This is a genomic window from Streptococcus sp. 3.1 (assembly GCF_016648915.1).
GTDB classification, from domain to species: domain Bacteria; phylum Bacillota; class Bacilli; order Lactobacillales; family Streptococcaceae; genus Streptococcus; species Streptococcus salivarius_E.
In genome coordinates this window covers 31,769-44,783 of record NZ_JACLQV010000004.1, presented here as the reverse complement: position 1 = coordinate 44,783, position 13,015 = coordinate 31,769, and the positions used below count along the sequence as shown (strand labels likewise).

Annotated in this window: 11 protein-coding genes and 1 pseudogene; 8 read left to right on the top strand and 4 right to left on the bottom strand. The window is 38.8% G+C overall.

Translation table 11 applies throughout. The features are described from left to right. Window positions 1-147 precede the first annotated feature (147 nt). From H7U02_RS03565 to H7U02_RS03545, 5 genes are read left to right on the top strand one after another with little or no spacing between them, the layout of a single operon-like run. Complete coding sequence (locus H7U02_RS03565; protein WP_201042783.1) at window positions 148-2,181, top strand: BglG family transcription antiterminator; 2,034 nt, start codon at window positions 148-150, stop codon at window positions 2,179-2,181. 3 nt (window positions 2,182-2,184) lie between these two features. Continuing rightward, complete coding sequence (locus H7U02_RS03560; RefSeq protein WP_037612076.1) at window positions 2,185-2,469, top strand: PTS sugar transporter subunit IIB; 285 nt, start codon at window positions 2,185-2,187, stop codon at window positions 2,467-2,469. A 12-nt stretch (window positions 2,470-2,481) separates the two neighbouring features. Beyond that, window positions 2,482-3,828 carry a PTS ascorbate transporter subunit IIC gene (locus H7U02_RS03555; RefSeq protein ID WP_060933721.1) on the top strand — a complete coding sequence of 449 codons (1,347 nt, stop codon included), beginning with the start codon at window positions 2,482-2,484 and terminating at the stop codon, window positions 3,826-3,828. Window positions 3,829-3,831: 3 nt separating this feature from the next. Then, window positions 3,832-4,689, top strand: a complete 858-nt coding sequence (locus H7U02_RS03550; RefSeq protein ID WP_060933720.1) for a transketolase — start codon at window positions 3,832-3,834, stop codon at window positions 4,687-4,689. Further along, the gene (locus H7U02_RS03545; protein WP_060933719.1) at window positions 4,686-5,612 is read left to right on the top strand and encodes a transketolase family protein; all 927 of its coding nucleotides are present in this window, start codon (window positions 4,686-4,688) and stop codon (window positions 5,610-5,612) included. Before H7U02_RS03550 ends, H7U02_RS03545 begins: the two co-directional genes overlap by 4 nt. Window positions 5,613-5,703: 91 nt before the next feature. On the opposite strand, the gene sdaAA is transcribed toward H7U02_RS03545, so the two are convergent. Together sdaAA and sdaAB are read right to left on the bottom strand one after the other, a co-directional pair. Then, entirely contained in the window at window positions 5,704-6,573 is an 870-nt protein-coding gene (gene sdaAA, locus H7U02_RS03540) for an L-serine ammonia-lyase, iron-sulfur-dependent, subunit alpha (protein WP_060933718.1), read from the bottom strand. A gap of 12 nt (window positions 6,574-6,585) precedes the next feature. Continuing rightward, window positions 6,586-7,257, bottom strand: a complete 672-nt coding sequence (gene sdaAB, locus H7U02_RS03535) for an L-serine ammonia-lyase, iron-sulfur-dependent subunit beta (RefSeq protein ID WP_060933717.1) — start codon at window positions 7,255-7,257, stop codon at window positions 6,586-6,588. A 275-nt stretch (window positions 7,258-7,532) separates the two neighbouring features. Between sdaAB and H7U02_RS03530 the strand changes: the two are divergent. From H7U02_RS03530 to H7U02_RS03520, 3 genes and pseudogenes are all read left to right on the top strand, one after another. Further along, window positions 7,533-8,227: pseudogene (locus H7U02_RS03530) on the top strand (YjjG family noncanonical pyrimidine nucleotidase). A gap of 59 nt (window positions 8,228-8,286) precedes the next feature. Further along, the gene (gene uvrC, locus H7U02_RS03525) at window positions 8,287-10,071 is read left to right on the top strand and encodes an excinuclease ABC subunit UvrC (protein ID WP_155197923.1); all 1,785 of its coding nucleotides are present in this window, start codon (window positions 8,287-8,289) and stop codon (window positions 10,069-10,071) included. Between the two features lie 364 nt (window positions 10,072-10,435). Then, the gene (locus H7U02_RS03520; RefSeq protein ID WP_002891204.1) at window positions 10,436-10,717 is read left to right on the top strand and encodes a protein rep; all 282 of its coding nucleotides are present in this window, start codon (window positions 10,436-10,438) and stop codon (window positions 10,715-10,717) included. On the opposite strand, the gene H7U02_RS03515 is transcribed toward H7U02_RS03520, so the two are convergent. Then, window positions 10,688-11,011 (bottom strand): potassium channel family protein, encoded by a 324-nt coding sequence (locus H7U02_RS03515; RefSeq protein WP_037611796.1) that lies wholly within the window; start codon window positions 11,009-11,011, stop codon window positions 10,688-10,690. The two genes, H7U02_RS03520 and H7U02_RS03515, sit on opposite strands and share 30 nt — an antisense overlap. A gap of 250 nt (window positions 11,012-11,261) precedes the next feature. Continuing rightward, entirely contained in the window at window positions 11,262-12,812 is a 1,551-nt protein-coding gene (locus H7U02_RS03510; protein ID WP_022495736.1) for a BCCT family transporter, read from the bottom strand. Window positions 12,813-13,015: the final 203 nt, after the last annotated feature.

Genomic DNA, 13,015 nt, shown 5'->3' with positions numbered 1-13,015 from the left:
CGATTCTGTAAGTTGCTTTATTTTACAATCTATTAGAATATTATCTTGGGCACAATCTACGGAGTTTTTACAGTACTCTAAATTGTGCCCTAATTAGCTTTATAATCTGAAAGCGGTATCATATAATTTAAGTAGAAAGGTTAAAAAATGATTGATCATAAAATTATAGTAGTCTTGATAACCTTACTGGCTAATCAAAGTCTTTCATTATATGAGTTATCTGTAAAAACTCGATTCTCTATAAAGGATGTTAGAGATTGTATCAATCAATTAACTATCTATCTCTCTAATCGTGAAATTAAAATTGAACAAGATAAAGGGAGGTATTATGTTACAGGTATACTAGACAGAAAAAATATAACGACATTAATTGGTTCTGAAGAATTGCAGCTTCCAAAAAGGATTCGTTTACATTTAATTTACCTTTACACTTTTTGTCGTACTGATTTTGTTTCGAATTGGCACTATCAAGATTTTTTAAAGGTTAGTAAGAATACCACTTTGTCTGATATTCGTTCTTTGAGAAAGAATCTGCAAACTCATCACTTGGATATAGAATATTCTAGATCTCAAGGATACATTATACTTGGTGATGAAAAACAGAAACATTTGATGGCTTTTAAAGTCGTTAATGAGTTACTAAATTCTCCTGTCGGACTTTGGGGACTTGAATATGTTATTTCTGCTTGGCCTCATGGCATTACTTTTGAGATTTTAAATAAACTTGTTCAGGATTATTCAAAAATTCTACACCTTACGCCAATTTCCAATAAGCTACAAGAATGTTTGTATGGAATAACACTTATTCTATGTCGTTATCAAAGGAAAGTTTCCAGAGTAGTTTCAGAGGAGATAGAGGTTCCTTCTCAGATACGTAATTTGGCAGATATTTTATTGGATAATGCTTATGATTTAGGGGGATTTGATAGTAATTTTACTCAATCAGATCGCCAATATATTGCTGGGCTCTTATCTAGTGGTTTTGAAGGAAATACATCTGTTGATTTTTCTTATTTCAAAACTTTAACTGATCAAATTGTAGAAAAAATGGAAAGTATCTCACTTTTACAATTTTCTCAGCAAGGCACGCTCAAAGAAAATTTGATTAAGCATTTGATTCCAGTTTACTATCGCTTAAAATTTGGTCTTCCTAGTTCAAATGATTATACAGATAGAATAAAAGAACAGCATCCAGATTTATTTGAATTTGTTAAGGAATCCTTGGAGCCATTGTCAAAGGTTGTAGGCTTACCTATTCCAGACAGTGAAATAGCATACTTTGTCGTTCATTTTGGAGGTTATCTTAAGAAGAATGAGACGTCGACTAGAAAAAACTACAGAGCGGTTATTGTTTGTCCGAATGGTACGAGTTCTTCACTAATGATAAAGGAAAATCTACGCATTTTATTTCCTCAGGTTAGCTTTATCGGAGTCACTCGAGTAGATCGTTTGCACGAGTTTAAGGATGATGAATTCGATTTAGTATTTTCAACAGTCAAGGTTGAGACTCAAAAACCTCAGTATTTAGTATCAGTAATGATGTCTGTTGAGCAATCTTCACAATTAGTGCAATTAGTCTCAAAAGATTTCCCAGAAATGGATCCCAAAGATATTGAGCTAGAGAGATTGCTTGAGTTGATTAAACGATTTGCTTCAGTATCACAAGAGTCAGAATTACGCATTGCTCTGAAAAATTTTATATACGAAGAAATGCAGAGAAAGGAAGTGTTACCTTTGTTACAAGATTTAATTACAGAAAAAATGTTTCAAAGAAGTTCAGAAAAAATGGGATGGAAGGATGCTATTCGAAAAGCATCTCAGCCATTGTTGGAAAGTGGCCAAATTACCGCCAACTACCCAGAAGCAATGATTGGAAAAGTCGAAGAATTTGGACCTTTCATTAATCTAGGAAAGGGAATTGCGATTCCCCATGCTAGACCCGAAGATGGTGTTAATGAAGTGGGCATGTCCATGTTGGTTTTAGACCACCCAATTTATCTGCTGGATGATCCAGCTCAAGAAATTCGTTTATTAATTTGTATTGCTGCTGTCGATAATCAGACTCACCTAAAAGCATTAAAACATCTTACGATGATTTTACGTGATAATGCTAAGGTTGAAAGATTGTTAACAGCTCAAGAGTTTAATGATATCAAAGAAATTATTCAACAGGAGGACTAAATTATGTTGAGAATTGGTACAGCGTGTGGTTCAGGACTAGGTTCTAGCTTTATGGTTCAAATGAATATCGAATCTATTCTTAGCGAACTAGGAGTGACTGGTGTTGAGGTTGAACACTATGATTTAGGTGGTGCGGATCCAAGTGCTGCGGATATTTGGATTGTTGGACGTGACTTGGAAGATTCAGCAGGACACCTAGGTGACGTAAGGGTACTAAATAGCATTATTGATATGGATGAGCTGAAAGAATTAGTAACTAAAATTTGTGAAGAAAAGGGTCTTATTTAGGAGGTTCTATCAATGATTAAGTTCTTATTAGATATTGTAAGTACACCAGCCATATTGGTGGCTTTAATTGCTATTCTAGGTTTGGTGCTTCAAAAGAAAGCATTACCAGATATTATTAAGGGTGGTATTAAAACCTTTGTAGGTTTTCTAGTTGTATCAGGTGGTGCAGGAATTATTCAAAGTTCCTTGAATCCATTCGGAACAATGTTTGAAAAAGCCTTCCATCTATCAGGAGTTGTACCAAATAATGAAGCGATTGTAGCGGTTGCCTTGACAACTTACGGCTCAGCAACAGCCATGATTATGTTTGCAGGTATGGTCTTCAATATTCTTATTGCAAGATTTACCCGCTTCAAATATATCTTTTTGACAGGTCATCATACGCTTTATATGGCATGTATGATTGCGGTTATCTTATCAGTTGCTGGATTTACTAACTTACCATTAATTTTATTGGGTGGTCTAGCTTTAGGTATTATCATGAGTCTATCGCCAGCTTTCGTTCAGAAATACATGGTTCAATTAACTGGTAATGATAAAGTTGCCTTAGGTCACTTTAGTTCATTGGGATATTGGTTAAGTGGATTTGTTGGTGGTCTTGTTGGGGATAAATCAAAATCAACAGAAGATATAAAATTCCCAAAAAGTTTAGCATTCTTACGTGATAGTACTGTAAGTATTACAATTTCAATGTCAATTATCTATCTAATCGTTGCCATTTTTGCAGGGTCAGGGTACATTGAAAAAGAATTGAGTAGTGGTACTAGTGGTTTAGTTTATGCCCTTCAATTGGCTGGACAATTTGCTGCAGGAGTATTTGTCATCCTCGCTGGTGTTCGTTTAATTTTGGGTGAAATTGTACCAGCCTTTAAGGGAATTTCTGAACGCTTGGTTCCAAATTCTAAACCAGCTCTGGACTGTCCGATTGTTTATCCATACGCTCCCAATGCGGTCTTGATTGGTTTTATCTCTAGTTTCGCTGGTGGTTTGGTAAGTATGGCCCTTATGATTGCTACTGGATCTGTTGTCATTTTGCCAGGTGTTGTTCCTCATTTCTTCTGTGGTGCAACTGCAGGGGTTATTGGTAATGCCTCAGGTGGTGTTCGTGGAGCAACAATTGGTGCCTTTTTACAAGGTGTTCTGATTAGCTTCTTGCCAGTATTCTTGATGCCTGTTCTTGGTTCTCTTGGATTCCAAGGTTCTACTTTCTCAGATGCAGACTTTGGTTTGTCAGGAATTATTCTTGGTGTTCTAAACCAAGTTGGTTCACAAGCTGGTATTATTATTGGTCTTATCGTTGTCCTTGTAGCTATGGTTGGAATTTCTCTCGTTTATAAAGCACCTGCTAAGGAGGAGTAAGCTATGGCCCTAAGTCCAAAAGAGGTACATGAATTAAAGTCTTTTGCTACCAAAATTAGATTAAATACACTGGAAACCTTGAATCATTTAGGATTTGGACATTATGGTGGAAGTCTCTCTGTCGTAGAAGTACTTGCCGTGTTATACGGAAAAGTGATGAATATGGCTCCAGAGCAATTTAAGAAGAAGGATAGAGATTACTTCGTTTTATCTAAAGGACATGCTGGTCCTGCTCTATATAGCACACTTTATTTAAAAGGATTTTTTGATAAAGACTTTCTTCATTCTTTAAATACGAATGGTACGCGACTTCCGTCACATCCAGATAGAAATCTAACTCCAGGAGTTGATATGACGACAGGCTCTTTGGGTCAAGGAATTAGCGTTGCTACTGGAATAGCTTATGGTCAAATTATAAATGATTCTCCACATTTTACATATACAATTGTTGGTGATGGTGAGTTAAATGAGGGTCAATGTTGGGAAGCAATTCAATTTGCAGCACATCATAAATTGAGAAATCTCTTGGTATTTGTTGATGATAATAAAAAACAACTTGATGGGACGACAGAGGAGGTCTGCAATCCTGGCGACTTTGTTGAGAAGTTTAAAGCCTTTGGATTTGAAACGATTCGTGTAGATGGCTCAGATATTAAGGAAATTTACGATGCGATTATTGAATTGCAATCTTCGACCTCTAACCAACCAAAGTGTATTGTCCTAGATACTGTGAAAGGACAAGGAGTTCCTGAACTTGAAACTATGACAGCTAATCATCATTTACGCCCTTCAGATGAACAAAGAGCAATGTTAGAAAAAGCAGTGTTTGACTTGCGTAAGCGGCTGGAGGATATGGTATGAAAAGAGAAGCAAAAGAAATGCGTCTAGTTTACAGAGATTTCCTACTTGATATTAATAAAAGTCATCCGGAAGTTGTTGCATTAGAAGCGGATCTATCGAGTTCAATGGGAACAAATAATTTAGGGAAAGCATTTGGCATGCGATACATTAATGGTGGAATCATGGAATCAGAGATGGTCGGCCTTTCTGCTGGTTTATCCATCCAAGGGTTTAAACCTTATTTCCATACGTTTGGACCATTTGCTTCAAGGAGAGTATTTGACCAGTTGTTTATTTCACTTGGCTATGCTCAATTAAGTGCAACTGTTATTGGATCAGACGCCGGTATTAGTGCTGAGATGAATGGTGGAACGCATATGCCTTTTGAGGAGCTTGGTCTCCTTCGCTTAGTCCCTAACGCTACGGTTTTTGAAGTTAGTGATGATATCCAATTTGAGTCAGTATTGCAACAGACTTTACATTTGAGTGGCTTAAAATATATTAGAACTATTCGGAAAAAACCATCCCCTCTATATAAAGGAGATGAAGACTTCTCTAAAGGGTATATTAATCTAAAACAAGGAAAAGATCTTACTTTGGTTTGTTGTGGAATAATGGTTGCTCCTTGTTTAGAAGTAGCGAACTCTTTAGAAAAAGAAGGTTATTCGGTTGGTGTCATTGATCTCTTTCGTGTTAAACCAATTCATCCTGAGGTAGAAACTTTGTTGTTGGATAAACCAGTACTAACTGTTGAAAATCATAATGTTATAGGTGGTTTAGGTAGTGCGATCTGTGAAATGATGGCGACCAAAGTAAATACACCAGTTTATCGACTTGGTATAAAAGAACGTTTTGGCCAAGTAGGACAACAAGATTATCTTCTTAAGGAATATGGTTTAGATAAAGATAGTATCAGACGAGAAATCCAACAGATTCTATCCTAAGTTTAGACATAGCTGAAAAAGGCAAACATCTACTAAAAGATGTTTGCCTTTTATATGTTTGAATTAGTAATCTACGGATATCGACTAATTCTCAACCAAAGATTTCTTTTGCGAGTGCTTTTCCTTTCGGAGTTGCTGCTAAGCCACCTTCAGCAGTTTCACGGAAGGCAGTTGGCATGGCTGAACCTACCTGATACATAGCGTCAACAACCTGGTCGACTGGAATGGCAGATGTGATACCTGCCAAGGCCATATCGGCAGCTACTAGGGCAAAACTTGCTCCCATAGCATTACGTTTGACACAAGGAACCTCGACCAATCCGGCTACTGGGTCGCAAATGAGTCCCAACATATTTTTTAGTACAAAGCAGATGGCCTGGCTAGCTTGGAAGGGGGTTCCACCAGCAGCTATTGTAATAGCGGCAGCAGCCATAGCAGAGGCAGAGCCAACTTCGGCCTGACATCCTCCCTCTGCTCCAGAAATTGAGGCGTTATTTGCGATGACTAGACCAAATGCGCCAGCAGTGAAGAGAAAATCTAGTTGTTGTGATTGGCTCAAGCCCAATTTTTCGATAGCTGTTGTTAGAACAGCGGGCAAACAACCTGCTGAACCAGCCGTTGGTGTGGCACAAACCAAGCCCATCTTGGCGTTAGATTCATTGACGGCCATGGCATTTCTAGCAGCCCCCAGAACAGCAGAATCAGCCAGGGTCTTTCCATTTTTGATATAAGCATCCAGTTTGGCAGCATCTCCCCCGGTTAAGCCAGTTGGTGATTTCTCAGGGGATAGACCAGCCTGAACAGACTCTATCATCACTTCAAGATTTCGAGTCATAAGAGATAGGATTTCAGGACGTTCACGTCCAGTTAGCTCTGTTTCTGTGGCAATCATGAGCTCTGCGATATTACCTTGGTAATCTCGGTCAGCTTGTTGAACCAATTCTTCAATAGTGTAAAACATGCAATCCCCCTCTTAGCTGAAAAAGTTGACATTATGTAGATGAGGAATTCTAGCAATTTCATTGACGGCCTCATCACACTGGTGCGAGTCAATTTCTATAATCATAATAGCCTTCTCACCAGCATTTTCTCGAGTGACGGTCATCTGAGCGATATTGATACCATAACGAGATAAAATATCGGTCACAAGAGCAATCATTCCTGGAACATCTTGGTGGACTATGATGAGAGTCGGTGTATTCATCTTGAGATTAACAGCAAAACCATTGAGCTCAGTCACTTGGATATTCCCTCCACCGATGGAAACACCAGTGGCAGAGATAGTTTTTGTAGCATTTTTTAGTGTAATACGAGTGGTGTTGGGATGCGGCGCATTACTATCTTTGTTGATTTTCCAATAGACCTTGATGCCTTTTTCGTATGCAATGTCCAGTGCGTGCGGAATATCAGGGTCATCAGTTTCCATGCCTAAAATACCCGCCACAAGAGCCACATCTGTCCCGTGACCTCGATAGGTCTTGGCAAAGGAATTAAAAAGTTGAAATTCTACTTCAGTGGGTATATCACCAAAGATGGCAGAAACAATTTTTCCAATACGAACAGCTCCTGCAGTATGACTAGAGGAAGGTCCGACCATGACAGGACCTATAATGTCAAAAACGGATTGAAATTTTAAATTTTTCATAACACGCCTCGTTTGATTAATCTTGTATTTTCAGTATACCATGAATTAGAGAGATTCGCTGTTTAAGTAAAAATCTATTGAAACCATAAAAAAATAACTTATTTTAAGCTTTCTTTAAGGTTCAATAGATATAATAGTGCTCTATTAAGTAAGCAATACTTATTTTTCATAAATCAGAGAGGGCGGCCTGCGGGTCGTCCTTTTTTATTTATTCATATATAGCTAGATTGTGGTAAAATAGAGCCTAAAGATTCAAGTATCAGAAAGGATACGCCATGACCTATACCCATTTACTTTTCGATCTTGACCACACACTCTTAGATTTCGACCGTGCTGAAGATTTGGCCTTAAACTACTTGCTTGAAGAGGCTGGTGTGGCTTCACAAGATCTCAAAGTTTACAAGGACCACTATATCCCATGAACCGTTCCATGTGGGAGGACCTCAACCATGGTTTGATTACAAAACCTGAATTGCTTCGCACGCGCTTTTCGCGTCTTTTTGACCATTTTGGACAGGAGGTTGATGGTAGTCACTTAGCAGGCCGTTACCAACATTTCTTGAGTCAACAGGGGCAGGAGTTGCCTCAGGCCCATGCTTTCTTATCAAACGTTAAAGACCGTGGCCACAAGATTTATGCAGCGACTAACGGTGTTAGCTATATCCAACGTGGTCGTCTGCAGGCTTCGAGTATTTTACCTTTCTTCGACGATGTTTTCATCTCTGATGAGGTGGGTGCCCACAAACCGTCTACAGACTTTTTTGATAAAATTGCCAATCAGGTCCATGATTTTCACCCAAGCTCAGCTCTCATGATTGGTGATAGTCTAACTGCTGATATCCAGGGTGGTAATAATGCGGGTATTGATAGTGTCTGGTTCAATCCAAGTAACCTAGTCAATGAGACTCCAGCTGTTCCAACCTATCAAGTCAAAAGTTATGAGGAAATCCTGAAGATTTTGTCCAAGTAAAGCTATGATAGCCATGATTCCGAAGAGCTTTTTAGCTCTTTTTTTGCTAAAATGAAGGCATGAATGATCTGATTAAACATAAGTTGGAACTGCTCCCAAGCAACCCGGGGTGCTATCTCCACAAGGACAAATTCGGCAATATTATTTATGTCGGTAAGGCTAAAAATCTAAAAAATCGTGTGCGTAGCTATTTTCGTGGAAGTCATGATACCAAGACGGAGCTTTTGGTATCTGAGATTGCAGACTTTGAATTTATCGTAACCGAGTCTAATATCGAGGCCCTGCTTTTGGAAATTAACCTCATCCAAGAGAATATGCCTAAATTTAACATTCGCCTCAAGGATGATAAATCGTATCCTTTTATCAAGATTACCAAGGAGCTCTATCCAAGGCTTTTGATTACCCGCCAGGTTAAAAAGGATGGTGGTCTTTATTTCGGCCCTTATCCAGACTCTGGTGCAGCCAATGAAATCAAGAAGCTTTTGGACCGTATTTTCCCCTTTAAGAAATGTAAAAATCCTGCCAACAAGGTCTGTTTTTATTACCATATTGGTCAATGTAATGCCCACACCATCTGTCACACCACTGAGGATTATTGGCAAGGTTTGGTTGAGGATGTCAAGAATTTCCTAAACGGTCATGATGATAAAATCGTTAACCAGCTTAAGGGCAAGATGAAGGACATGTCTGATCAGATGGAGTTTGAGCGTGCAGCGGAGTATCGAGACCTGATTGAGGCAGTGTCGACGCTCAGGACCAAACAAAGGGTTATCCGTCAAGATATGCAGGATCGTGATATTTTCGGTTACTACGTGGACAAGGGCTGGATGTGTGTTCAGGTTTTCTTTGTCCGCCAAGGGAAACTCATTCAGCGTGATGTTAATATGTTTCCTTACTATAATGATGCCGAGGAGGATTTTCTAACCTATTTGGGTCAATTTTATCTGGATAGTCGTCATCTCAAGCCTAGGGAAATTTTTATTCCTGGAGACATTGATCAAGAGTCTGTCGAAGCTCTGGTCGGAGATGAGGTCAAGGTTTTCAAACCTCAACGGGGAGAGAAGAAGCAGTTGGTTAATCTGGCGGCGAAAAATGCTCGTGTCAGTTTGACCCAAAAATTTGATCTCCTCGAAAAAGACTTGGCTAAGACCCAAGGAGCTATTGAAAATCTAGGCAAGCTCATGGGGATTCCGACACCAGTCCGTATCGAGTCTTTCGATAACTCTAACATCATGGGAACTAGCCCTGTCTCTGCCATGGTTGTCTTTGAAAATGGTAAACCTAATAAAAAAGAGTACCGCAAATATAAAATCAAGACTGTTGAAGGTCCTGACGATTATGCCAGTATGCGTGAGGTTATTCGTCGTCGCTATAGTCGTGTCAAACGAGATGGTTTAACGCCACCAGACCTCATTATCATGGATGGTGGTCAAGGTCAAGTCAATGTCGCCAAGGACGTACTTCGTAATGAGCTTAATCTATCTATCCCAGTTGCGGGGCTTCAGAAAAATGACAAGCACCAAACCAACGAATTACTCTTTGGTGACCCCTTAGAAGTCATTGATTTGCCACGTCAATCCGAGGAATTTTTCCTCCTTCACCGTATTCAGGATGAAGTACACCGTTTTGCTATCACCTTCCACCGTCAAGTTCGTAGTAAAAATAGTTTCAGTTCCAAACTTGATGGCGTGGAAGGGCTTGGACCTAAGCGCAAACAAAAACTCCTCAAACACTTCAAGTCTATGACAGCTATCCAAAAAGCTACTGTTGAGGATATCCATGCCCTTGGCATTCCAGAAAAAGTAGCAGAGGCTCTGTTAGATAAATTAAATGATAACAATTAAAGAAACGTAATGAATTAAGTTCATTTTTTTGTTACCTAATTTGTCAAATTAAGTTAGACTTTTCAAGTAACTCAGAAAAACTTGGTAGGGTGATTGATAATTCAATGATTTCCTAGGAATTCTATTTCTTGAGAGTGGGACAGAAATCGGTAATTCGTTAGAATTCGATTTCGTCGTCCCACCTCCGCACAGTTGAGTAGGGCAGTAAAAGCTGATGAAATCAGCGTAGTAGAGCCCACTCAACCACTGCGTCTTGCTCGACAATCCAAAAACAATAAAGAGGCTAGGACTTTTGTCCCAGCCTCATAATTTTGAGAAATATTAGTAAAATCCATTTGATGTCGAGAAAGAGAATGACAAACAAGTGATTGTCTTGCCTGAAGAGACGAAGGAACGGATAACGGGTGATTTGTTTGAGGGACTTTATCGGAAACGACAGATTGGATTTGGAAAACTCTTCAAGACTATCAAGAAAGAATTAGACTTAGATGATGTCGAAGATGGTAATCTTGTTCAGACTGGAGAGGATAGTCAAGAAGTATCGCGAGGTCAGGAAATTGTAGCCGTTTGGAATTGGCAGAGAAAGAATTATTTTTTACAGTTACTAAGAAATATGTTAGTCAGTTTTATTATTAGGTGTATTTAATTTGCTGTAGTAATTGACAATTACGGCTGATAAGCATCCAAAAAAAATAAGTCCATATACAGTTAAAAAGACGCTAGTAATACGTCCGATTAGAGTAGTAGCTAGTATATCTCCGTAACCTACTGTTGTTGATGTGACAAAAGCATACCATAGTCCATCCCAGTAATTACTTATTTGAGGTTCAACTAATAAAAGTATTCCTCCTGAAATAAAAATAAAACTTACAAAACTTGTCAAAAATTGATTAAAACCTGTAACTTTTATAATATGAAATAGAGTATTTAAACGTTTCATTTGGTTCTCCTTTGTTATAGTGTTAATGAAAATTATAGCATACAAAAAGTGTCTAAATATGTATTTTAGAAACTTTTTATATTAATTTTTATTATGTTTTCTTGATAGTAAGCCTCTATCGTTACAAGCTCGTTTGTGGTAAGATGAGTATAGGTCATTTATCTTAGTTCCTTTCAGACAAATGTGGTGTTTATCTGAGCCTAACATAGATGGCTTTTTCTGTCTAGCTTAATTTTACAAATTGGGTTATTTATTCTTCATAAGATTTGAAGGGTTGATCTTTTTTAGGGTATCGTGTCGGTGTGATTGACAGTCCCATCTTGTCTTTTTCATGTAGCAATTCAATGACTAGGGAAACCATGATCAGTACCATGATGAGTGAAAATGGAAAGGCTACGATAATCAGCGTATTTTGCAAGGCTACTAAGCCCCCTGAAAGAAGTAAGACGATGGCAATAGTCGCAAGGAGTACGCCCCAGAAGATTTTAAGGTCATTCTTTGGTTTGAGATTCCCATCATCAGAGAGCATAGCTAGCACATAGGTCGCAGAGTCTGCTGACGTGATAAAGAAGGTAACGATCAGGATGATAGCAACAACGGAGGCAATAAAACCAAATGGCAGTTGACTGAAGGTTGCAAACAAGGTCTGCTCACTTGGAAACTGTGTTAAATCTACATTTCCAAGTGATTGAACATGCGTTGAAAGTGTTCCAAAGGTAGAAAACCATAAAAAGCTTAATACAGTCGGTGCTAATAAGACGATGGATAGAAATTGTCTGATACTACGTCCTTTAGAAATTCTGGCAATAAAAACTCCCACGAATGGTGACCAAGAAATCCACCAAGCCCAATAGAAAATAGTCCAAGTATTGATCCAGTCACGATTGTATTGACCAAAGGAACCAGCACTGAAACTCATACGGAAGAAATTGGAAATATACAGTCCGATACTATCGGTCAAGGTATTAAAAATCTGGACTGTGGGACCGATGATTATGGTGATGGCGAGTAGTCCAACCGCTAAAATAAGATTGGTGTTTGATAAGATTTTTACCCCTTTTCCAAGACCAGAAAGGGCTGAAATGGTAAAGAGGATGGTTGTGATAATTATGATAATAACTTGCACAAGGGCATTGTTTGGAATACCAAAGAGGTAGTTGAGTCCCCCATTGATTTGGGCTGCCCCAAAACCAAGAGTGGTTGCCACCCCGATAACAGTAGCGACCACTGTAATCGTATCTACGATCTTACCAAGGATACCGTTTGTTTTTTTACCAAACAAGGGCTTTAAGGTAACCGATAAAAGATATTTCTCTTTTTTTCGGAAACCAAAGTAGGCGAGGGCCAGGGCGATTAAAGCATATACTGCCCAGGCATGGATGCCCCAGTGAAAGAAAGTGTAACGGAAAGCATCGGCTAAGGCTTCTTGCGACCCTGGGGTAGCTCGTACCGTTGAAATGGCATAATGGGATAAGGGCTCTGCGGCACCGTAGAAGACAAGGCCGATTCCCATTCCAGCAGAAAATATCATGGCAATCCAAGAGATGGTAGAGTGTTCAGGCACCGAATTGGGTTCCCCAAGTTTGATTTGCCCAACGGGACTAACCAGGAAAAAGCCACAAAGTAGAACGATTGACGTGACCAGTAATAAGTAAAACCAGCCAAATTTATCTGAAATAACTTCCCTCAGTTGTTCTGACCAAACTTGGTAGCCGTCAGGCATAACAATACCAAGAAGGACCAGGATAGCCAGTAGCACAAAAGATGTTTTTAAGACCGGGGATAAATTTTTAGTTGACATAAAGTCTCCTTTCATTCTCTACCATTATATCAAAAATGATAAAAACTTAATAGTGAGGGGAGATTGGATAACACCCAGCTAGTTATAATTTTTAGTTGATTAACGAGAGACGTTTAAGAACCTAAATTGTCAAATTAAGTTAGACTTTTCAAGTAACTCAGAAAAACTTGGTAGGGTGATTGATAATTCAATGATTTCCTAGG